At 40.2% G+C, this 22,591-nt stretch carries 23 protein-coding genes; 12 read left to right on the top strand and 11 right to left on the bottom strand.

Annotated elements, in window-relative coordinates:
- The first annotated feature begins 7 nt into the window (after positions 1 to 7).
- From L3V38_RS07900 to L3V38_RS07850, 11 genes are all read left to right on the top strand, one after another.
- Entirely contained in the window at positions 8 to 961 is a 954-nt protein-coding gene (locus L3V38_RS07900; protein WP_237119003.1) for a DUF523 and DUF1722 domain-containing protein, read from the top strand.
- Complete coding sequence (gene phrB, locus L3V38_RS07895; RefSeq protein ID WP_237119002.1) at positions 961 to 2,352, top strand: deoxyribodipyrimidine photo-lyase; 1,392 nt, start codon at positions 961 to 963, stop codon at positions 2,350 to 2,352. The genes L3V38_RS07900 and phrB overlap by 1 nt, the downstream gene beginning before the upstream one ends.
- Position 2,353: 1 nt before the next feature.
- Positions 2,354 to 2,782 carry a nuclear transport factor 2 family protein gene (locus L3V38_RS07890; protein WP_237119001.1) on the top strand — a complete coding sequence of 143 codons (429 nt, stop codon included), beginning with the start codon at positions 2,354 to 2,356 and terminating at the stop codon, positions 2,780 to 2,782.
- Positions 2,782 to 3,492 carry an SDR family NAD(P)-dependent oxidoreductase gene (locus tag L3V38_RS07885; RefSeq protein WP_237119000.1) on the top strand — a complete coding sequence of 237 codons (711 nt, stop codon included), beginning with the start codon at positions 2,782 to 2,784 and terminating at the stop codon, positions 3,490 to 3,492. The genes L3V38_RS07890 and L3V38_RS07885 overlap by 1 nt, the downstream gene beginning before the upstream one ends.
- On the top strand, positions 3,489 to 4,745 hold the full coding sequence (locus L3V38_RS07880) for an FAD-dependent oxidoreductase (protein WP_237118999.1): 1,257 nt from the start codon (positions 3,489 to 3,491) through the stop codon (positions 4,743 to 4,745). The genes L3V38_RS07885 and L3V38_RS07880 overlap by 4 nt, the downstream gene beginning before the upstream one ends.
- Positions 4,738 to 5,487, top strand: a complete 750-nt coding sequence (locus L3V38_RS07875; protein WP_237118998.1) for a DUF1365 domain-containing protein — start codon at positions 4,738 to 4,740, stop codon at positions 5,485 to 5,487. Before L3V38_RS07880 ends, L3V38_RS07875 begins: the two co-directional genes overlap by 8 nt.
- 4 nt (positions 5,488 to 5,491) lie before the next feature.
- Entirely contained in the window at positions 5,492 to 6,754 is a 1,263-nt protein-coding gene (locus L3V38_RS07870; protein ID WP_237118997.1) for a cyclopropane-fatty-acyl-phospholipid synthase family protein, read from the top strand.
- Positions 6,732 to 7,226, top strand: coding sequence for a DUF2878 domain-containing protein (locus L3V38_RS07865; RefSeq protein WP_130152274.1), 495 nt, complete (start codon positions 6,732 to 6,734; stop codon positions 7,224 to 7,226). The genes L3V38_RS07870 and L3V38_RS07865 overlap by 23 nt, the downstream gene beginning before the upstream one ends.
- A 55-nt stretch (positions 7,227 to 7,281) precedes the next feature.
- Positions 7,282 to 7,779 (top strand): chalcone isomerase family protein, encoded by a 498-nt coding sequence (locus tag L3V38_RS07860; protein WP_237118996.1) that lies wholly within the window; start codon positions 7,282 to 7,284, stop codon positions 7,777 to 7,779.
- On the top strand, positions 7,772 to 8,308 hold the full coding sequence (locus L3V38_RS07855) for a DUF3833 domain-containing protein (protein WP_130152272.1): 537 nt from the start codon (positions 7,772 to 7,774) through the stop codon (positions 8,306 to 8,308). The genes L3V38_RS07860 and L3V38_RS07855 overlap by 8 nt, the downstream gene beginning before the upstream one ends.
- A gap of 202 nt (positions 8,309 to 8,510) precedes the next feature.
- Positions 8,511 to 8,786 (top strand): HU family DNA-binding protein, encoded by a 276-nt coding sequence (locus tag L3V38_RS07850; RefSeq protein ID WP_036972004.1) that lies wholly within the window; start codon positions 8,511 to 8,513, stop codon positions 8,784 to 8,786.
- 75 nt (positions 8,787 to 8,861) lie between these two features.
- Here the strand turns inward: L3V38_RS07850 and ilvN are convergent, their stop codons facing one another.
- The 8 genes from ilvN to L3V38_RS07810 form a co-directional block, all read right to left on the bottom strand.
- Positions 8,862 to 9,359, bottom strand: a complete 498-nt coding sequence (gene ilvN / locus L3V38_RS07845; protein ID WP_237118995.1) for an acetolactate synthase small subunit — start codon at positions 9,357 to 9,359, stop codon at positions 8,862 to 8,864.
- On the bottom strand, positions 9,359 to 11,083 hold the full coding sequence (locus tag L3V38_RS07840) for an acetolactate synthase 3 large subunit (RefSeq protein WP_130152271.1): 1,725 nt from the start codon (positions 11,081 to 11,083) through the stop codon (positions 9,359 to 9,361). The genes ilvN and L3V38_RS07840 overlap by 1 nt, the downstream gene beginning before the upstream one ends.
- A 491-nt stretch (positions 11,084 to 11,574) precedes the next feature.
- Positions 11,575 to 12,582 (bottom strand): isocitrate dehydrogenase, encoded by a 1,008-nt coding sequence (locus L3V38_RS07835; protein WP_062568108.1) that lies wholly within the window; start codon positions 12,580 to 12,582, stop codon positions 11,575 to 11,577.
- Positions 12,583 to 12,798: 216 nt separating this feature from the next.
- Positions 12,799 to 14,496: a hypothetical protein gene (locus L3V38_RS07830; protein ID WP_237118994.1), complete on the bottom strand. Its 1,698-nt coding sequence runs from the start codon at positions 14,494 to 14,496 to the stop codon at positions 12,799 to 12,801.
- A 6-nt stretch (positions 14,497 to 14,502) separates the two neighbouring features.
- On the bottom strand, positions 14,503 to 14,886 hold the full coding sequence (locus tag L3V38_RS07825) for a DUF3192 domain-containing protein (protein WP_062568106.1): 384 nt from the start codon (positions 14,884 to 14,886) through the stop codon (positions 14,503 to 14,505).
- A gap of 70 nt (positions 14,887 to 14,956) precedes the next feature.
- Positions 14,957 to 15,730, bottom strand: a complete 774-nt coding sequence (gene xni / locus L3V38_RS07820; RefSeq protein WP_130152269.1) for a flap endonuclease Xni — start codon at positions 15,728 to 15,730, stop codon at positions 14,957 to 14,959.
- A 12-nt stretch (positions 15,731 to 15,742) separates the two neighbouring features.
- The gene (gene ppnN, locus L3V38_RS07815; RefSeq protein ID WP_062568104.1) at positions 15,743 to 17,086 is read right to left on the bottom strand and encodes a nucleotide 5'-monophosphate nucleosidase PpnN; all 1,344 of its coding nucleotides are present in this window, start codon (positions 17,084 to 17,086) and stop codon (positions 15,743 to 15,745) included.
- Positions 17,087 to 17,221: 135 nt separating this feature from the next.
- The gene (locus L3V38_RS07810; RefSeq protein WP_346427438.1) at positions 17,222 to 18,757 is read right to left on the bottom strand and encodes a diguanylate cyclase; all 1,536 of its coding nucleotides are present in this window, start codon (positions 18,755 to 18,757) and stop codon (positions 17,222 to 17,224) included.
- A 202-nt stretch (positions 18,758 to 18,959) separates the two neighbouring features.
- On the opposite strand from L3V38_RS07810, the gene L3V38_RS07805 reads away from it, so the two are divergent.
- Positions 18,960 to 20,741, top strand: coding sequence for a PDZ domain-containing protein (locus L3V38_RS07805; RefSeq protein WP_237118993.1), 1,782 nt, complete (start codon positions 18,960 to 18,962; stop codon positions 20,739 to 20,741).
- Positions 20,742 to 20,756: 15 nt separating this feature from the next.
- Here the strand turns inward: L3V38_RS07805 and L3V38_RS07800 are convergent, their stop codons facing one another.
- The 3 genes from L3V38_RS07800 to L3V38_RS07790 form a co-directional block, all read right to left on the bottom strand.
- The gene (locus tag L3V38_RS07800) at positions 20,757 to 21,551 is read right to left on the bottom strand and encodes a glycosyltransferase family 25 protein (RefSeq protein WP_237118992.1); all 795 of its coding nucleotides are present in this window, start codon (positions 21,549 to 21,551) and stop codon (positions 20,757 to 20,759) included.
- A 64-nt stretch (positions 21,552 to 21,615) separates the two neighbouring features.
- Positions 21,616 to 21,801, bottom strand: a complete 186-nt coding sequence (locus L3V38_RS07795; RefSeq protein ID WP_237118991.1) for a DUF1289 domain-containing protein — start codon at positions 21,799 to 21,801, stop codon at positions 21,616 to 21,618.
- A 41-nt stretch (positions 21,802 to 21,842) separates the two neighbouring features.
- Complete coding sequence (locus tag L3V38_RS07790; RefSeq protein ID WP_130152265.1) at positions 21,843 to 22,355, bottom strand: hypothetical protein; 513 nt, start codon at positions 22,353 to 22,355, stop codon at positions 21,843 to 21,845.
- Between the last annotated feature and the right edge of the window lie 236 nt (positions 22,356 to 22,591).

Raw genomic sequence — 22,591 nt, 5'->3', positions numbered from 1 at the left:
GGATCCTATGCTGCAATCAACAATTAAAATAGGTATTAGTGCCTGTCTTGCTGGCGATAAAGTTCGTTTTGATAGTGGTCATAAAAAATCTAACTTTTGTATGGACGAGCTCGCTAACCATGTTGAGTATAAGAAGTTTTGCCCTGAAGTGGCTGTCGGATTACCTATTCCACGACCAACTATCCGCCAAGTGAGAGTGGGTGACACAATTAAAGTTTGTCGCCCTGACGGCACGGGGGATGTAGGACCAAAACTTACAGAATACGGAAAGCGAGTTGCTACAGAGCAAACAGCTGAGTTAAGTGGTTTTGTTTTTTGCGCCAAAAGCCCTAGCTGTGGTATGGAGCGTATCAAAATTTACAACGAAGAAGGTACAGGTAACACCTCTGAAGGTGTGGGCTTTTTTGCTGAGCAAATAATGGCGCATAATCCACTATTGCCATGTGAAGAGAATGGGCGCTTGAACGACATGCATTTACGAGAGAATTTCGTTATGCGTGTATACACTTACAAACATTGGCAAACGCTGAATGAACAACCTTTAACCGTGCATCGTTTGACCCAATTTCATGCTCAGTATAAGTATCTTTTGATGGCTCACAACTACGAAGCATACCGTAATTTAGGCAATTTACTGGGCACATTTGATGGTCACGACATTCAAGCATTAGCAAGTGATTACATCCTTGGTTTGATGACAGCTTTGAAAAAGCCTGCTTCTCGCAAAAATAATGCGAACACGCTTATGCACTTGCAAGGTTACTTTAAAAAGTCACTCTCTAAGATTGAAAAGCAAGAGTTACGCGATGCAATAGACGAGTATCGGCAAGGGTTAGTGCCACTGTATGTGCCATTAACGCTGATAAAGCATCACCTCAAAGTTCATCCAAATGAATATCTAAGTCAACAAGTGTACTTAGACCCTTATCCGAACGAACTTAAACTACGCTACGGAATTTAATGAACACACTATTCTGGTTTAGGCGCGATTTGCGCCTTTTTAATAACGACGCTCTGTATCAAGCGATCGAGAATGGCTGCCGACATGCTGTATTTTTTATAACTGAAAAGCAGTGGCAAGCCCATGATGTCGCTGATATTCAGCTAGATTTATTAAAACGCAGGCTTGCCTTTTTAGGCGAGTTATTAGCAACTAAAGGTATAAAGTTGCATCTCATTGATGCTGGAGACTATGCCGGTTGCGTTGAGAAACTAGCCGATTTTTGCGAAGAAAATGCAGTAAAAAATGTTTACGTTAATAACGAGTATGAGCTAAATGAAGTTGAGCGTGACCGTGCCTTTGTAGATAAAGCCGACAGCCTTGGGGTTTCATTTTACACTTATGATGGTGATGTGATTGCCCCCCCGGGTAGTATCAAAAACCAAAGTGGTGAGATGTTTAAGGTTTATACTCCATTTAAAAATGCTTGGCTTAAAGAGTATCAAGATACACATTTCTACTTTGCTGAGCCGCCTAAAATGCATGACAAAATCGACTGGCAAGAAAGTAAATTACTCAAGTCAGATGGAAGCTCGCAAAAGTGGCCCGTTGATGATGAGACCTTAAGTCATGTTTGCGCCCGCTTTATAGATGAAAAGCTTGCCTCTTATCAAGAGCAGCGAGATATCCCCAGCATTAAAGGTACATCAGGTCTGAGTCCTTATTTAGCGTTAGGTATTATTAGTGTTCATCAGCTTCTTGCGCTGATTCAACAGCGTCACCCAGATATATTAAAAAGTGCGAAAAGCAATTTGTTTTGCTGGGTCAATGAGTTAATTTGGCGAGAATTTTACCGACACCTCATATCGGTTTATCCACGCCTAAGCAAGTACGCAAACTTTAACGACAAATATAATGCGGTTGAGTGGCGTAACGACGACAGTGACTTTAAAGCATGGTGCGAGGGGAAAACGGGTTATCCTCTTGTTGATGCTGCAATGCGCCAGTTAGTGCAAACAGGCTGGATGCATAACCGTTTACGTATGGTGGTTGCGAGCTTTTTAACAAAGCACCTACTTATTGATTGGCGAAAGGGTGAGCGCTTTTTCATGAAGCACTTGATTGACGGTGATTTGGCTTCAAATAATGGCGGTTGGCAGTGGGCAGCAAGCACTGGATGTGACGCACAACCTTATTTCCGTATTTTTAATCCAATTACTCAAAGTGAGCGTTTTGATCCAGATGGTGAATTTATTCGTAAATATCTACCAGAGTTGGAAAAAATACCTGCGAAGCAAATTCACTTTCCTCATGATTATTTAGCTAAGCAAGGAAAGTCTAGCAGTTATTGGCCAGCAATTGTTGATCATAAAGCTGCACGAGAACGTGCGCTAAACGCATTTAAGGTGTGATATGGATAAGGTGACTCTCGATAGGTTTATTGAAATTTACCAATCACTGAACAAAAATAACGTGCAGCTACTTGATGATATCTATCACCCAGATATCCAATTTACTGATCCACTGCATACCGTGAACGGTCTTGAGTCACTCCATCATTACTTTGAAAATTTATACGCAAATGTGTTGTCTTGCCAGTTTTCGATAAAAGACACTGAAAGTAGCAATAATAAAGCCTTTATCTATTGGACGATGCATTATCGCCACCCAAAACTAAATAATGGCAATAGCATTGCCGTTGAGGGACACAGCCGTTTAGTTTTTGAGGGAGATAAAATAGTTAATCATCAGGATTACTTTGATGTAGGCGCACTCCTATATAGGCATATTCCGCTTCTTGGTACAGCAATACGTTATATTGATAAAAGGACAAGTGCATAATGACTACTTTAATTACAGGAGCAACCTCAGGGATTGGTGAAGCACTTGCTAGGCTATACGCAGAGCACGGAGAAAACGTTATTGCCTGTGGTAGAAATACAGAGAAACTTACTAAGCTGAGTCAACATAGCCACATCGAAAGCTGCCAATTTGATGCTACAAACTTACAGGATATACGCTCCAGTACAGTTGCTTATAACGAGTTTGACCGCGTTATTTTAAACGCAGGTAATTGTGAGTACATTGATGATGCACGTCACTTTGACAGCAGCTTGTTTGAGCGTGTTGTTACCACCAACTTACTGAGTATGGGATATTGCTTAGAGGCATTGCTGCCAAGAATTAAATCTGGTGGCCAGCTTGTTATTGTAAGTTCCAGTGTGACATATCTTCCTTTGCCTCGCAGTCAAGCATATGGAGCTTCCAAAGCCGGAGTGAGTTATTTAGCCAATAGCCTCGCGGTGGATTTAACTGATGTAGATGTCACTCTTGTTCACCCTGGTTTTGTGAAAACGCCATTAACAGATAAAAATGACTTCCCAATGCCTATGGCTGTAACGGCTGAACAGGCTGCAAATTATATTTACAAAGGGGTTAAGAAAAGGCGCAAAGAAGTGCATTTCCCCCATCGTTTTACCTTCATTTTAAAATTTTTAAGAATGCTTCCAATGCCATTATGGTTGAAGCTTGCAAAAGGATTATCACGTTGAAAAAAGTGGCTGTAATTGGGTCTGGCATAGCGGGATTAAGCTGCGCACACCTACTGCATAAACATTACGATGTAACTGTATTTGAGAAAAACGATTACATAGGCGGCCATACTGCAACCATCGATGTTAACCTCGGTGGCGTTGAATATGCTGTTGATACGGGGTTTATTGTATTTAACGACAGAACATACCCGTATTTTGAAAAGTTATTAGACCGTTTAGGTGTCGATCGACAAAAGACACAAATGAGTTTTAGTGTGCATAATGAAGGCACGGGCTTTGAGTATAATGGTCATACTTTTTTCAGTTTATTTGCTCAAAAGCGCAATATTTTCCGCCCTAAATTTTGGAAGTTATTGAAAGATATTGTTCGCTTCAATGATGTCTGTAAAGCGCTGCATGCCAAACAAACTTATACAGAAAATCAAACGCTGGGCGAGCTTTTAGATGAGCACAATTTTGATGAATTTTTCCGCTTACATTACATTTTACCGATGGGCGCGGCTATTTGGTCGACTAGCATAAAAGAGATGACCCAAGTAGGCGTTGAGTTTTTTGTTAAGTTCTTCTATAACCATGGTTTATTGGACATTACTAATCGCCCACAGTGGTACGTAATACCAGGTGGATCGCGCGAGTATATTAAACCTATGATACAAGGTTTTGCGGAAAAAATTCGTTTGAACAGCAACATTAGCTCGGTTTCACGCACTGAAGACTGTGCTCATATTCATTTTGACGATGGTCATACTGAAACCTTTGATAAAGTGGTGTTTGCCTGTCATTCAGATCAAGCCCTCAAATTATTACTAGACCCAAGTGAAGATGAAAAAGCAGTGCTAGCTGCAATGCCATATACAGCTAATTCAGTGGTGCTACATACAGACACGGCGCTCTTACCTAAACGTAAAGCTGCTTGGGCCAGTTGGAATTACTTACTGAATGACAACACGGATAAAGCGGCTGTAGTAACATATCAAATGAATATATTACAGGGCATCAAAAGTGATACGCAATTTTGTGTCACGTTGAACCACCTTGAAGGGATCAGTAAAGATAAAATCCTCAGAGAGTTTACATATCATCACCCTGTTTTTAATAAACAATCTATTGCGGCCCAAAAGAAAAAGTCACTCATAGACGGAAAAAATAACAGTTATTTTTGTGGTGCCTATTGGTATAACGGCTTCCATGAAGATGGTGTTAGAAGTGCTGTAAATGTCGCAAAGCAGCTCGGAGTAGAGTTTGAATAGCGCAATTTATGTCGGTGATATTCGTCACCGACGATTTGCGGTGAAGGAGCACCACTTCAAATACCCACTTTATATGATGTGGGTTGATTTATCACGGCCTGAAGAATTGAACGGTATTCATCCTTGGCTCGGCTGTGATGGTTTTAAAGCGCTGAAGTTCAATCAAAGCGACTATTTTAACTATCAAACTGACATGCAATTACCTGTAAAACAGCGAGCACTCGATAAAATCGCACAGCTCGGTGTCACGCAAACATTCAGTCATGTTTTCATGCTTGGGCAAATGCGCTGCTTCGGAATTTATTTTAGCCCTGTAAACTTTTTCTTTTATCAGACACCGAATGGCGAATTTAGTCACATGCTTGCTGAGGTAAGTAATACCCCTTGGAATGAACGTCATTATTATGTCGTACCCCTGCAAAAAAAAGTGAACTTTAAAAAGGTTTTCTCCGTATCACCTTTCATGAACTTAGATATGAACTATCATTGGAGTGTCAGACAAAGTTCTGATAACACCATGATTCATATTGAAAATAAAAAAGACGAAAAACTCTTGTTCGATGCAACATTGAGACTGCAAAGGCAGCCGCTTACTAAACAACAAGTAAGTGCTGTACTTAAACGTTTCCCAGCGATGACCCTTAGTATTTTCAAGGGGATTTATATTCATGCGCTGAAGTTGTTTTGTAAACGTGTGCCTTTTATTGGTCACTCGGGCAAGCAAGAGAAACAAACTAGGTGATGTGATGGAAAAGGTATCAAACTTAACACAGACTCATACAACGAGTTGGTTAACAAAAATCTACAAAAAGCTTGTAACCGGTGCTTTTAATAGTATCAATATTGGTTGCATCACACTTGTTGAAGAAAATGAACGTATTCAATTCGGTAACCCAAGTAGCTCTTTAAATGTGACCGTGACTGTCAAAGATCCTGCAATGTATAAGCTGTTTGCATTATCCGGTAGTGTAGGGGCTGGGGAAGCGTATATTCTAGGTTATTGGGAGTGCGATAATCTAACACAGCTGATTGAAATATTTGCATTAAATCAAGATCAGCTTGACGCGTTTGAGAAAAAATTTGCCTTTTTAAGTGGCTTAGCGCATCGCATTAATCATTTAAAAAATAAGAACTCATCAAGTGGTTCAAAAAAGAATATTGCTGCTCATTATGACTTAGGCAATGATTTGTATAGCTCTTTTCTAAGTGACGAAATGCTTTATTCTTGCGCTGTCTACCCATCCCAAAAAGCAACACTAGAGCAAGCCCAGTCGCACAAGCTAGCGCTTATTTGCGAGCAAGTTGATTTGCAAGCGGGCGACAAGGTAATTGAAATTGGTACAGGGTGGGGCGCATTTGCAATATATGCTGCCACCCATTACGATTGCCATGTGACAACTACGACGATTTCTGATGAACAACACGCTTATGTGGCTGAGAAAATTCAACAGCTAAACTTAGAAAGTAAAATTACGTTACTCAAACAAGATTACCGTTTGCTTGAAGGGCGTTACGATAAGCTTGTCTCCATAGAAATGATTGAAGCAGTGGGTCATGAGTATTTACCAGGCTTTTTCGCTAAGTGCCAATCACTGTTAAAAGAAAACGGCGCTATGTTAATTCAAGCGATTACCATTGCCGACCAACGCTACAAACATTATCTAAAAAATTCTGACTTTATTCAGCAGTATATCTTCCCAGGTGGTTGTTTGCCGTGTTTAGACGAGATGAACAAACAAATAAAGCTGAAAACGGACATGGTCGTACACAGTGTAAAAGATATTGGAGTGCATTATGCCCGAACCCTTGCTGATTGGCGTGAACGTTTTATTGCCAGTTGGCCCGAAATAGATAAAGTAAAGTTTGATCAACGTTTCTATCGTTTGTGGTTATTTTACCTTGCCTACTGCGAAGGGGCGTTTAGAACGCGTGCGATAAGCACGGTTCATCTTGTTGCCCGCAGACCACGCTTTGTGCATTCCGGCGATGACATTGCGCTCAATTATTAATTTTGCCTTGTTCCAAGGGGTTTGGTTTATGGCCTTACTCCTTGAACAAAAGTCTATTTTACCGGCCCTTGTTTGTGTTTCACTGATGATGTATTTGTCATTGCAACGAAGACAAGATGCTTTTTTACTGGTTTTTGCCCTACCTATTGCACTGACTTTTGAATGGTTGGCTACATCATTTAATTTACTGAGTTTTAAAGTGTCCCCCTTTCCTTTTTGGCTGGCGGTGCTTTGGGCTGCTTTACTGCTTACCGTTAATACTTCAATGCAATTTTTGCAAAAGCTTCCTTGGTACTTAGCGTGGTTAATTTGCGCTGTATTTGCGCCAGCCAGTTACTTTGCTGGTGCGCGTTTTGGTGTGCTTAATATCGAGTTACCTGTATGGCAGTTTTGGATTATGTATGGCACAGGCTGGGCATCAATGTTTCTCGTTATAATTACTTTAAATAACAGAATGCTTGCCAATAAATGATCAACTTCTTAGCTTAAGTCGTAATGTCTATAAATTCACTTTTAGGCAAGCAATTATGAAGTTAATACATGTAACGCTTTTATTCATCACGTTGACCTTGTCAGCGTATGTCAATGCTAACGGCTTCAAGACAGTCGGTGAAGCGAAAATGGAGTATTTATTTTGGGATGTTTATGACGCGAAACTAGAAACTCCCACAGGAAGCTATGAGTTTGGTGAACATCCGGTGAAATTAACACTTACTTATTTGCGTAATTTTGATGCAAAAGACATCGTAAAAGCGACCAATGAACAATGGCTGCATCTCGGTTTGGTCGATATGGTTAACACTTATGACGAAAAATTGTTAGCGCTTTGGCCAAATATCAAAAAAAATGACTCTTTATCATTTGAAACGAACCCACAAGGCATAGGTACTTTTTACTTTAATAACGATAAGCTAGGTGTTGTTGAAGACAAGAAGTTTGCAGACCATTTTTTAGCAATTTGGCTCAGTAGTGATACCTCAGAGCCGTCACTTCGAAAACAGCTTATTGGAGGGAAACATGATTAAGCTCAAAGCAATTTTTATTTTTATCATGGTAATGTTAGTCACCAGTTGTTCTGCACCTGACGTTGATTATTACCAAGGAACAGAGCCACAGTTTGATTTTAAACGCTTCTTTAATGGCGAGTTGAAAGCCTATGGTGTTGTCCAAGACCACAAAGGCGAGTTAACGCGTAAGTTAGTGGTTGATATGCAAGCAAGCTGGCAAGGTAATCAAGGAGTTATTGAGGAGCAATTTGTCTATGATGATGGTGAAACTCAAACGCGTACTTGGTATATCACTCTAAAAGAGGATGGCAGCATTGAGGGGACAGCATCTGATGTTATCGGTACGGCTTACGGTGACAGCAATGGCAGTGTTTTTCATTGGACCTACTCGGTGGAATTACCTTATGATGGTAGTACTTTAGTAGTGAATTTTGATGATTGGATGTATTTGGTAACACAATCACGCTTGATTAACCGTACTGCTATTGATAAGTTTGGCATCGAGGTCGGGGAAGTGACCTTGGTTATCGAGAAAATCGAACGATAGTTTAATTGTCTCTAAGCCATTTGAAAGATGGTTAAATTCAGTCTTTATTAACCCTGAAGTCACTAGATTAGTGACAGATAGTTAAAATGTAGTCATTTTTGAAGAATTTACGTAAAAATAGCAATTTGCTGTTGCTAACTTTTCAAAAATACATAAAGATAGGTTTTGCGAAGGCAAAATAATAACGAATAGGAATCTAACAATGAATAAAGCTCAATTAGTTGAAAAAATTGCTACTGATGCAGAAATCTCAAAAGCGGCAGCAACACGTGCACTTGATGCGTTCACTGGCGCGGTTACTAACTCTCTTAAAGAAGGTAACTCAGTAGCATTAGTTGGTTTCGGTACATTCTCAGTAAAAGAGCGTGCAGCGCGTACTGGCCGTAACCCACAAACTGGTGCAGAAATTCAAATCGCAGCAGCAACTATCCCAAGCTTTAAAGCGGGTAAAGGTCTTAAAGATCAAGTTAATCCTTAATAAGACTGATTGCTTATTATTAAAAAAAGGGCTAATAAGCCCTTTTTTTGTTTCTTTGATTTAGCTTAAAAACGTTTACGCTTTTAACGCCTTGTCACCTCGACCAATGCCAACCGCACCAGAACGTACAACTTCAATAAGATCTGTTTCATGGCGAAGTGTATCAAGGAAAGACTCTATTTTTTCAGTACTAGCCACTAGTTGTAACGTGTAGCTATGGCGACCCATATCAAGAATCGCACCTTGAAATACATCAACCACACGGGTAACCGCTGCGCGAGTGTTTTCGTCTTGGGCAAACACTTTCACAAGTAACAATTCGCGCTCAATATGTGCCATTTCAGTTAGATCAATGACCTTAAGTACATCAACAAGTTTATTAACTTGCTTAGTGATTTGCTCAACGATACGGTCATCACCCATAGTTGTGATGGTAATTCTTGATAATGAGTGATCATCCGTTGTGCCGACGGTTAGGCTGTCAATGTTGTAAGCTCGCTGTGAAAACAAACCAACAATGCGTGATAACGAGCCTGGTTCATTTTCTAATAAGATTGATAAAATACGGCGCATTATGCTTTTACTCCTTTACGTAACCACATGTCGTCTACAGCTCCTAACTTGATTTGCATAGGGTAAACATGTTCTTTCTCATCAACACAAATATCTAAAAATACGAGCCTGTCGTTGATTGACATAGCTTTGTCGATTGCTGGCTCTAGTTCATCGATATGGTCAACGCGAATACCTACATGGCCGTAGCTTTCTACTAGCTTTACAAAGTCAGGTAATGATTCCATATAAGAAGACGAATGACGTCCTGAATACATCATATCTTGCCATTGGCGAACCATGCCAAGTGAACGATTGTTAAGTGAGACTACTTTTACAGCTAAATTGTATTGTAAACAGGTTGATAGCTCTTGAATATTCATTTGAATAGATCCATCCCCTGTCACACAGATTGATTCTTTATCAGGGAAAGCAAGCTTTACTCCCATTGCAGCTGGCAACCCAAAGCCCATGGTGCCTAAGCCACCTGAATTAATCCATTGACGTGGGTGTTTGAACGGGTAGTACTGAGCTGCAAACATTTGGTGCTGGCCTACATCAGAGCTTACATAAGCATCGCCATTGGTTGCTTTATAAATGGCTTCAATTACAGCTTGCGGCTTAATTTTATCGCCATCTGTGCTGTAGCTTAAACACTTTTGTTCACGCCAGCTAATGATTTGTCGCCACCAATCTTCTTGTGCTGAGCGGTCGATCGCAATAGAACTTTTATCTATCGCTGTTTGAAGTTGTTCAAGAACCGTGTTTAAGCAACCAACCACCGGAATGTGGGCTTTAATGGTTTTAGAGATTGATGTTGGATCTACGTCTACATGGACAATCGTTGCATTTGGGCAAAACTTTTTAACGTTATTAGTTACCCGATCATCGAAACGGGCGCCAAGCGCTAAAATAACATCTGCGTTGGCCATTGCTTTATTGGCTTCTAAACTGCCATGCATTCCAAGCATACCAATAAAGTTCGGATGTGTGCCGCTAATGCCACCTAAACCCATTAATGTATTCGTAATAGGCGCATTGAGTGACTCAACAAGTCGAGTTAACTGCTCAGAGGTATTAGAGAGCACAATACCACCACCTGAATAGATAACTAATTTCTTGGCTTCTAGAATCGCAGTAACGGCTTTTCTTATTTGCTTTGAATGCCCTTTCGTATTGGGGTTGTAGGTTCTTAGCTCTGTTGCTTTGGGGAAATCAAATTCAAAAGTAAGCGCAGGGTTTAGCATATCTTTTGGTAGTTCAACAACAACAGGACCAGGACGCCCCGTGCTGGCTATATAGAATGCTTTTGCAAGAATGGCAGGGATATCTTTAGCACTACGGCAATTAAAGCTGTGCTTTACTATGGGCCTTGAGCAGCCAACGATATCTGTTTCTTGGAAAGCGTCGTCACCAATTAGGCCTGTGGGCACTTGACCAGATAAAACCACCATAGGAATAGAATCCATATAAGCGGTAGCAATACCGGTAATACAGTTTGTCGCCCCTGGGCCTGAAGTTGCAAGCACAACACCGACCTCACCCGTAGCACGGGCATAACCATCTGCCATATGTGTAGCGGCTTGTTCATGGCGCACTAGGATATGTTCAATATCGTCTTGTTGAAAAAGTGCATCATATAGGTCTAGTACAGAGCCACCGGGGTAGCCGAAAATATACTTAACCTTTAATTCTTTTAATGCCCGAACTACCAGTTCTGACCCATTGTATTGTGTTTTACTCATCCTCATTCCTCTGTGTGCTAGCTGCGAGAGCATAAAAAAAACCCCCGCATAGGGCGGGGGTTTTTTAAAAGCATGCTTTCACCTTTTAATAGCTCCCCGCTGGGCTTGTTAAAAAGACCAGTACGAGAACGTTGACGACTAAAAGGTGACTGCGAATATTCATAGTTTTAAAATTCTTATAAAAGGGCAACTCCTAAATAGAGTTGCTGCCTAAAAAATGATTGACTTATTTTTAAGCTTTTTAGCAAGGGATGTCAACTGCAAAAGGTGGTTTTTGCATTATTTTTTCTTATTTTTATTGTTGTGGTTATTTTTGTTCTTTTGTTTGTTTTTATTGGTGGTTTTAAGGGAATAACTATGCATTAATTTGATTATGTTGTTTTATGGCTTAACAGTAATAAATAATATAACCACTCCTTAGTTATGCATAATCTAGCCATAAAAAAAGCCAGTCGGGTGACTGGCTTTTTAAAATGAGTTTGTGACTAAAATTACAGGCGGTCGATTACTGCTTGCGTGAAGTCAGTTGTACCATGGCTACCACCTAGGTCACGTGTAGTACGGTCACCTGTCTTAATAACGTCTGCTACAGCGTTACGAATACGCTCAGCTGTTTCACCCATTTCAAGGTGCTCTAGCATTTGAATTGACGCTAAGATAACTGAAGTTGGGTTAGCAAGGTTCTTACCTGCGATATCAGGAGCACTACCGTGAACAGCTTCAAAGATAGCTGCATCTTCACCGATGTTTGCACCTGGTGCCATACCTAAACCACCAACAAGACCAGCACATAGGTCAGATAGAATGTCACCGAATAAGTTCGTTGTAACAATTACATCAAACTCGTCTGGCGTCATTACTAGCTTCATACATGTTGCATCAACGATCATCTCAGTTGATTCGATTTGCGGGTAACGCTCAGCGACTTCACGCGCAACTTTTAAGAATAAACCAGACGTTGATTTAAGGATGTTAGCTTTGTGCACCGCAGTGACTTTTTTACGGCCTTCGCGTACTGCTAATTCGTATGCAAAAGTAACGATTTTTTCTGCACCTTCACGTGTGATTTTCGACATCGCTTCAGCTTCGTTACCGTCTTCAGACACAACTTGGCCAAGACCTGAGTACATACCTTGTGTGTTTTCGCGAACCGTGATGATATCGATGTCATCGTAACGCGCTTTTGTACCTGCAAAAGACTTAACAGGGCGTACGTTTGCGTATAGGCCAAACTTTTTACGTAATGTAACGTTGATAGATGTGAAACCTTCACCCACTGGTGTAGTTAAAGGACCTTTTAAAGTGATCTTGTTACGTGCAATAGTATCAATGGTTTCTTGCGGAAGTAACTCACCAGTTTTTTCTAGGGCAGCAAGGCCAGCATCAACGAATTCATAATCAAAATCGCAACCTGCAGCTTTAAGGATCTCAAGTGCTGAATCAATAATGCTAGGACCAATGCCGTCGCCTTTGATCACTGTGATGGTTTGTTTAGCCATTTACTTTTCCTATTTATGAGTAGATATACACGTAAATACATCGCGAAATTGAGCACGACTTTGCTTGTTAGAAACTTTACGTGGATGTGTTTGAAAATTTAAGCGGCTTTTATAGCAATTTATTCAGCTTTTTGCCAGTTTATCCTGTGAATACTGACTATAAATAGGCGAAAGTTCATAATTATTTAACGATTTTGCACGTTTTAACAACACAATTTAAAAATTATCGGCAAACTCGCAGGTTTGTAGATATGAATAAAAATCCGCTTTTGATTGCCAGCCAACTAGATTAAGGCTTTGCGCCATAATTTGTTCTTGCCAACTGCTGAAAACTGCGTTGGGTTGAAAGACATAGTGAGCAAATAATTTTATTGCAATCCAGTGTCTCTCCTCGATACTTAATTGCTGTTTTTCCTTTTGTTCGCTGTTTAGTAAGTATCCAGTCCATGGATTATCACCGAGTAATTGCGTGAGGTATTCATTGATTGATGTTTGATCAATTGCACTTACGCCAAATAAACAGGCTAAAGGGGCACTAACTATGTTTGATTCGGCTTGTTCAAATAATGTTTTTCGGGATAAGGCAGTAGCATGATTTTCGCATAAAAACACACAGTACGCGTATAAGGGCAGGGTGACTTGTTCAAACTGTTGAATCGTTGAGTGCTTAAAAAAAGCTTGAATAATAACAGCAATATTTTCTAGTCGCTTAACTATGTGTAGTTCTAATGGGTGTGAAATGGTTGCGACTAAACGTTGAAAGAGCACCTTTTGAATAATAGCAGGGGCATTGTCGTAACCCACCATCGATAAACAATGACGTAAGTCTTTAGCACGTTGATGCTCTTTATTATAGGGTTTAACGGCTAGAGTTAATTGCAAAATGAGCTCAGGAAATGGGCTTAGTAACTTATTAAGTGAACTAAAGCTGTATTCTTTCGATATTTTTAACTGGCGAATGAGATTGAGGTATTTTTGTCGCTGAGATTTAGCAATGTCTTCAGGGTGCGCAAAATTTATATTGTCGCTGAACCAAACCGTATAGAGTAAGCGGTTATCACTACATGCTCGTTGTTTCTCAAAGGTATTAAGCGTTGCTTTCACTCTATGCCAACGCACTTTTTCAGGGCGAGAAACATCGACAAGTATATGCCGTGCACGATCATCCGTTGCTAAATAAATGAGTGACTGCTCGGCATAATTTACTTCACTGGCTGGCAGGTATGAGCCGGTGTGGGCAATAAAGTTTTTTATCGCTTTTTGAGCAAATTCATTTGGGGTTCGTAAGTAAATGTCAGCCAGTGCTTTATGTAAACTAATGTGCTCGCCTGTTTGACGATAAGTTATATTCATTGCAATGATATTAGCTAAGGCAACAAGAGTCGTCGCACCATCGTAAATCATTGTTTTTGGAGCACTTAATAAGGCTTGTTTGTATTTATTAAGGCGCGCAAGTATATGTTGCACACTCAATGTCATAGGGCCAGAGGCATGCAATAACTTTACTGCGAGCTGGTGGCGACATTGCCACAGTTTTTTATCTTGCGCTGTAAGAGTTTGTGCACACGCTAACTTATTGCTTTGTGATTGCACACATAAATAATTAGCCAAGCAGGTTGCAATAATTTGTTCGCTGATCGCTTGGTTGTAGTTAAGGGCTCGACATAACACACAGGCGAGTACACATTGGTTTACAACTAAATTAGTTGTATAGCCATAATCTGAAACGTATAAGCTTAGTTGGGCTTGCAGGCCTTTAGGACAAGCTTGATAAATGAGGTAGTAACGCTCAGCAAGATTATTTAATAGGGGATATATTTGTGGCCATTTATTTTTGTGATGATAAAGCTTTAATAATTGGTGTGTGCTATCAAACAAGCGCGCCAACTCCCGTGGCGTGACTGACTCCATCATAGCGTGTTAGCCTTCTTGTTGATAGCTTTCATAGGCACTGGGTCCCCATAGCACAAGTTGACCGTTTTTAAATAATAGACCAGTACACTCATCAATTGTTGTAATGCCATCAGATTTAACATGTTGCGTGCGATAAAAAACAATTTGCCATACAACATCTTCTGCTCGTTTCGCATAGGTTAGGTCTGGACTACCTAAATAATCAAGTACGGCATTAAGGTTTTCAGGTTTATCGATTGAAAGCTTGGCAATATAACGTTTATTGAACGCTTCACGATCTTGCCAAATCATTGCTTGAGGGTCATCTTTATAAAAAGTGATAACTAAGGCTGCTATGAGTGCGTAAACACCCAATCCTAGTATCAGATATTGGAAAACCTTTTTAAACATGTGTCACTCTTCAATACGAACGCTGTTTTCAGTATACGATCAGTTGTTCTACAGTGCTAATGGATTGCGACTAATTGAGCCTTAACTGCTTTAAACTAAAGCCTAAGTTTATATCTGTTCGCAAGGTAACCAAGTTTTTGGAAATGATAAACAAATCCATTTCGGCAATGAGCTTACGTTTTAAAGTCGCGTTAAGCGTTTCATCGCCTATGGCATCATCAATCACATTATATTGATTTATCAATTGTTGTGCGGATTTATTGCCAATCCCTTTAACGCCTGGGATATCGTTGGTTTTATCACCTGCTAAAGCCCAAAAATCAATTAGCCTGTGCTGTGGCACTGAAAAACGCGTATGAATATCATCTTGGCTGATAAAGTGTTTTTTGAAGTAGTCAAAAACGCTTATGTATTCAGATAAAAATGGTAAAAACCCTTTATCAGTTGAAACGATGGTTGAGGGCACTTTATTTGAGGCGGCCTTGTAGGCGAGAGTTGCGATAATGTCATCTGCTTCGTCGTTATCAGGGGAGAAAACAACAATGCCCGTTTGTTCTATCGCTTGCTTAAATAATGCAAGGTTCTTCTTAAGTAAATCAGGCATTGGAGCCCGAGAAGATTTGTAATCTTTAAAGTAATGGTAGCGCCAGCTTCTGTCGCCATCAAACACTGCAACGCCGTGGGTGGCGTTACATTGCGCACGTAACTTTTTGCAAGCATGAGCTACACGGGCACAACTTGCTTTGATCATATGCTCTTCACTGTGGTGACTTTGATTACTATCAACAGCATAGATGCGCCTGATTAGATTAAGCGCATCTATTAAAAGTAACTGGGTGCTCACAAAGTCTCCTTGTTAGGCTTTAATCTCATAACAAGGAATATACTTGCTGCCTGGTAGCTTCATTCGGCCTTGGGCAACAAAGGCTGCAAGCAACTTGTCCATGTCGGTCATTAATGTAGGCTCACCGCTGAGTATAAAGCGGCCATGCTGTTTTATAGCCTGAATACCTTCATCTTTAACGTTACCTGCCACAATACCCGAAAAGGCACGGCGTAAATTTGCTGCTAATTGTTGTGTAGGTTGATTTAAATGCAAGTCCAAACTTGCCATGTTTTCGTGCGTTGGTACAAAGGGCTGCTGGAAATCATTATCAATTTTCAATGTCCAATTGAAGTAGTAGGCATCACCTTGGCTCTTACGGTAGTCGCGAACTTCGGCCATTTGGGTTTTAAGCGATTTACCTACACGGGCAGGGTCATCAATAATAACTTCGAACTTTTCAAGAGCGACTTTACCGAGTGTTTTCTCAACAAATTTGCAAAGCTCGATAAAGTAATTTTCACTCTCTTTAGGGCCGGTAAGTATAACAGGTAAACGTTGTTTTTCGTTATCAGGATGGAGCAAAATACCGAGCAAATACAATAGCTCTTCAGCTGTTCCTGCACCGCCTGGGAAAATAATAATGCCATGTGCCGTTCTTACAAAAGCTTCGAGGCGCTTTTCGATATCGGGTAAAATAACTAATTCATTTACAATCGGGTTCGGTGGCTCAGCAGCAATAATGCTAGGTTCTGTTAACCCTAAATAACGGTTATCTGAAATACGTTGTTTAGCGTGTCCGATAGTGGCCCCTTTCATTGGCCCTTTCATTGCGCCAGGACCACAACCTGTACAAATGTTTAAACCACGTAGGCCAAGCTCATAACCCACCTGCTTGGTGTATTTATATTCAACTTCGTTAATTGAATGACCGCCCCAGCAAACAATCATACTAGGATCACTGTTGACGCGGAGCGCACCCGCATTTCTTAGCATGTCAAACACCATATGCGTGATGGCTTTTTGTTCGGTCAGGTTTTTTTCATATTTTTGGCAGATAAACAAAATATCGCGGATAACTGAGAAAATATGTTCATGAATACCGGTGATAATTTCGCCATCGACAAACGCCGACTCAGGAGGGTTTTCAAGTTCTATTTTAATACCACGTTCACGGCTTAAAAGGCGAATATCAAAATCTTCAAATTTATCGTATATCTCAGAGCTTGAGTCGGTATGACTGCCCACATTTAGGACGGCGAGCACACAGTTTCTAAATAATTTATAGCGCTCGCTGGTGGATGATTGTTCGAGTAAGTCTACTTCTAGTTGTGATAATAAATCCAGTACGCCTGTAGGATTCAATTGTTTTAACATAAGCACTCTCCTAGCTCATCTATGAGCCTATATCATTGTGTATGTACAAGACTTAAACTAATACCTGTCGCAATAATACTTAATCATTTTGAGGTGTAGGTTGCTCAATTAATTAAGTAAATTGGTATAATTAACTTATCGACTGACGCACACTCTATTACGTCCTTCGTTCTTGGCACGATAGAGTGCATCGTCAGCACGGTCGAATGCGATAATAGGTGTGTCACCTTTTTTAAGTTGTGTAGCACCGATTGAAATGGTTATTTCAACTTGAGTATCTTTAAATTTAAATGGAATGGCTTGTATCGTTTTACGCAGTTTTTCAAGCGGCAATGATGCATTATCAAGAGACATTCCGGTCATTAACATGACAAATTCTTCACCGCCATAACGGGCAATAAAGTCAGATTTACGAATTGATTTTTGTAGTGCTTTGGCTATCACTTGTAGTGTTTTATCACCGGCACTGTGACCATATTTATCATTAATTGATTTAAAATGGTCAACATCAATCACAACTAATGTGAGGTCTGATTCCTGGGCATCAAACAGATGAAACTCATGGTTAAAGCGCTCATCAAATGCAGCTCGATTTGGTAACTTAGTTAACCCATCAAGCAAGCTTTTGAACCTTTGTTCATTCAAACGCTGCTTGTAGGTGGTCAGTTTAGATTCTAAATGACCAATTCGACTATTTATGTCGTTGAAACTGGCTAATAAGTTTTCACGCTCGGTATGCTCAAGCTTTTCTTTTGCAATTAAGTCGTCACTTAGCGATTTTAGCTCTTCTTCTACCAGCTCCTTCAGCGCTGAAATAGATGTCGCATCTTGTGTTTTTTTATGCAAATTCTTAATTTTACTTTCTATTTGTTTATTGAGCGTTTCATATTCAGCACTGAGTGATTCTGAATGCTTACTGGTTGATACAATCGAGTGATGTAGGTCTTCGATTGTTTGGTTTAATGAGATTAAAAAGCTTTGCGCAGATTGGCGCTCTTTGCTCATATTACGTGTAATGATAGTGATAATATCGATTGCTGTATCTAGCAGGTCATCGACACTGTCATTGTAGGTAATTTTATTTTTTATACTCTTTATTTGTTCTGCACTTTCATCTTCTAGCACAAGGTCATTGGCAAGTAGCATTAACTGTTTGGCAAGTTCTGGCTTTATGAGTGCTTCAGCTTCATTTGCTGCGGAGAGTTTCGCTTGCAATGCTTGATGGTAGATTACAATCAACTTTGAAAGTAATGGAACAAAGTCATGATTTGACTGGATATTATTTAATTCATGATCAAGCAGATGACGAAGTGTTCTGCGCGCATCGTCTGGTAAACCTTTTACTTTTTGAAGTTGCTTACCGGCATCAAGGACAGTGTCATTCAACTCGCGTTGTAGCGCCATTTGTTTCGTTTCTTGGTTTTTTAACAGCCCAAGAATATCGTTAATAAAGGGCTCTAGTAGCTGAAAGTCTACTCCTTTTCTTAATGCATTACGGTATTTTGCAAGACGGTTGTCTAGTTCAATGTCTAGCCCTTTACAGCTGAGCGATAATTTCGCCGCAAACTGTGAGAGCAATTCAACTTGATGCTTACGAGCGTCTTCGACGACCATGCGTGCGTCGATCGCTTGTTTTAACTTTTTATTAAGGACATCATGCTGCTGTTGCACCGAGTAATACCGCCATTAAGATTCAAATTTCAATACCCTAAGTTTACAACAAATTAATGCGAAATGTAGGCGCGAAGTCAAAAACTTAGCGAATTTGTTTATCAAGCTTATTGCATTGGGGCTTTATCGGTTTTTAATTCACATTTTTTTACTCAGTTGGTAGGCTAGCTCGTAATTTTGATACTAAGAAAAAAGAGTTATTATGAAAAAGTTGTTGGCCATGTCAATATTAGCGGCGTGCTCAAGCAGTGCATTTGCTGATGTTAATTATTCACTGTCTATTACTGAACCTGAACACCATTTAGGTAATGTGAGTGTTGAGTTTCCTGAAACTGCGCAAGCACATTTAGATATTAAACTTCCCGCTTGGCGTACAGGTCGTTACGAAATTTTAAATCTTGCCAATGGCGTACGCTTTTTCGAAGCAAAAGATGATGACGGTAAAGCGTTAAAGTGGGAGAAAATTGACCACAGCACTTGGCGTGTTCACCTAAACGAGCCAACGCAAGTAAATGTTGATTACCAAGTATATGCCAATGAGCTTGGTAAGCGTGCTCGTCACATTGATGATAGCCATGCCTTTATTGATGCCTCGGGCTTTTTCATGTTCAGTGAATCATTTCGCCAAGACTCTGTTACTGTGAATCTAAACGTACCAAAAGCGTGGCGTTCAGTGTCAGGTATGGAAAATGCGGGTTCTAAACACAGCTTTAAAGCCGCGGATTACGACATTTTAGTAGATTCGCCAATTGAAAGTGGTATCAATGAGCTACACAAGTTCACTGTTGATGGTCGTGAATACGAACTCGTTATTTGGGGTGAGGGCAACTACAACGTAGAGCAAATGCTAACCGACCTTAAAAAGCTAGTGGCAACCGGCAATGTAATTTGGGACAGCTATCCGTATGAACGTTATGTATTTATGGTACATGCTACATCAGGTGCAGGCGGGGCAACAGAGCATTTAAACTCAACCATTATCCAGCGCCCACGTGACCGTTTTGGTTCTCGTAAAGATTACCTCGCGTTTATTAGCACTGCTGCCCACGAATTTATTCATACGTGGAATGTTAAAGCGTATCGTCCAAAGGGGATTGCCCCTTACGATTACACAAATATTAACTACACGAAAACGTTGTGGATAGCAGAAGGTTCAACCAGCTACTTTGAAGATCACTTAATGGTGCGCTCGGGTATTGAAACAACCGATGAGTTTTTTGGTACGTTAACGAAAACAATTAATCGTCACTTACAAACACCGGGTCGCGAAGTCCAAAGCGCAACCGAAACCAGTTTTGATAAGTGGATCAACCAAGGCGGCGACCACGCTCGCAACTACAGCACTAATATCTATCTAGAAGGGTCATTGATTTCAATGGCGCTTGATATTGATTTACTTGAAAAAAGCGATGGAAAAATTAGCTACCGTGATGTTCACCGTGCACTTTACAACAAGCACCGTTTACCAGATGGTTTTACACCAGATGATGTTAAAGCGATTTTAAAAGAGCTAACAGGTCGTGATTACAGCGCTTGGTGGCAAGCGAATGTGGATGAGCCAGCAGCTATCGACTTTGATGCATTACTTGAAAAAGTAGGCTTAGGTTTAATTCGCCCAGAAGGGGCAAAATCAGTACCGAGTATTGATTCGTTCGCTAAAAACAGTGGTGAGTTACTTACATTGACTCACGTTCGCCGTGGTGGCGCTGCTTGGCAAGCGGGTTTAACGACAGATGACAAAATCGTCGCGTTTAACAAAAAGCATGTTGGTAAAGATTTAACAGCTAGTCTTGAAACATTTAAAGCAGGCGACACTGTGACTGTTGATTTCATTAGACGTGATGCCCTGCAAAGCACGACGCTGACACTGAGTGAAGACTTTGATAAAGAGAAAAAGGTAAAAGCATTAAAAGATGCAACACCCGCTCAAATGGCATTGTTTAAAGCATGGATGGGTGTTGACCACCCAAACCAAGAAAAATAACAGCCAATCTAATGTTTAATGATTTTTGACTGGTAAGAGAGGAGCTGCGGCTCCTTTCTTTTTGTTTGGTGTTTGCTGCGCTTTCACAAACTGCTTAGTGTACTTTGTGTTTAATAATGCACTGTAAAGTTGCTGCTTTTTACGTCGCCAAAATGATTTTTTAACCTTGTTTGATCTATCCCTAATATCGCTTTGTGAATTTTTAGGTTGCGATACCGGGTAGGGTAGCAAAGAGTAGCCATAAACGCCCGTTTCCCAAACATGTTGTAAATCGCAATCAACGGGACGGCCAAATGTGGCAGTGGCTTTTAACAGCGCTTTTGCGCCTGCCAAGCTAACAGCTGTTGCACAACAGCCAGACATCAGCTTTTTGTGAATGACTAAATGCTGCTCATCAGCAAGGGGTTTGGTAAAAGCAATGCCACGCTGACGGTCTTTATAAGCCGCCAATTTTATTAGCTGCCAAGGCTGCTTTAACGAATTAATGTTTTCAATTGCACTGTGAATAGAGCGGTCGATAACAAAGTCATCTTCTAAAATAATCGCGTAGTTGAGTTGTTTATCAACTATTGTTTGCCACGCTTTTCGGTGGCTCAGGTAACAACCAATTTCACCTTTACTTAACGGCTTGTGGTATTTTTTCAGGTTTAAATCAGCACTGTAATGCTGAGCAATCGCTGATTCAGACAGTTCTCCACCATCAACTGCATTAATGCGCTCAAAGGGTAAGTTTTGTGCCTTTAGCTCTTGGCTTACATGATTTAGCCGCTCAGTTGAGCTTGCTAAATTAATTACAAAAATAGCTGTCATGATAATTACCTAATTAGCCGTTTTAAACAGGCTAGCAATCGTCAATGACGCTTAAGTGTCAGTACTATTTATTTTTTATGTCAGGGCGAGGGGTATTTAAAATTGTTTGCTTTTCTTGCTCGGATAAAATGATCCAATCAAAAATTTCATCATTGCTGCGACCACAGCCTGTGCAATAGCCATTAAGGCGATGACACTGACCTACACAGTCTGTTTTAAATTGGCTATTTTCTTTATGGGAATTTGTCATAGTGTTCTGAAGGCTAATTGTCTTAGCCTTCAATAAATCAGCTATTTACCTTCAACTGGTTTACCAATTTCGAGCGTTGTAGACCATTGTTTTTTACGTGAAAGGGTTTTACCTGTATGAATTGAGATAACAGGATTGTTTTCGTCAAGCACAAAAGTTGTGCGCAACGATTCTGCGGACTCTTTTTGTGTTTGGTGCCAATTGTTATCTGCTAAACATGCTTGAGTAAAGTTAACTGCACGAGTGTGATCGGCGACAGCTTGTTGTTGTTGCTCATAACTACCTACGCAGCGGTAGGTAACATTGTCTTTATCAAGCGCGGTAATTTGGCAGTTATCACTAATTAGATTGTATTTTGCTGTCCATGTTTCCATGTACTTAGTATTTACACGGCTACGTTTTAAGCCTTCAAAGCGGTTATCATAAGCACCTAATAGTGCGTTAATTTTCTCGCAAGGAGTTAAGTTATCAATGGCAGCTTGTTGCTCAGTTGTCAGTCCCGTACATCCTGTTAAAACAAGGCTAGTTAGTAAAGCGGCGAGTGGCTTTTTCATATCAGGCTATCCTTTTAAATAGCAGTTCCTTAAACGTTTTATAAAGGATACCTAAGCCCTTGTAAAAATGCTATGAAAGACATAAAAATATTAATTTTGAATTAATTAGGCTTGATCTAATGCACAGATATCAGCACTCGATTTTTTCCAGTTATCCTTTTTATTTGATGGGCTTCTTTTTCTTCATCATTTATCTAATAAAACAATCTTAAAATCTAATCCAACTCTGTCAATTG

It is taken from the genome of Pseudoalteromonas sp. L1 (assembly GCF_021728095.1).
Taxonomy (GTDB): Bacteria; Pseudomonadota; Gammaproteobacteria; order Enterobacterales; family Alteromonadaceae; genus Pseudoalteromonas.
This window is presented reverse-complemented; position numbering and strand designations above follow the sequence as displayed.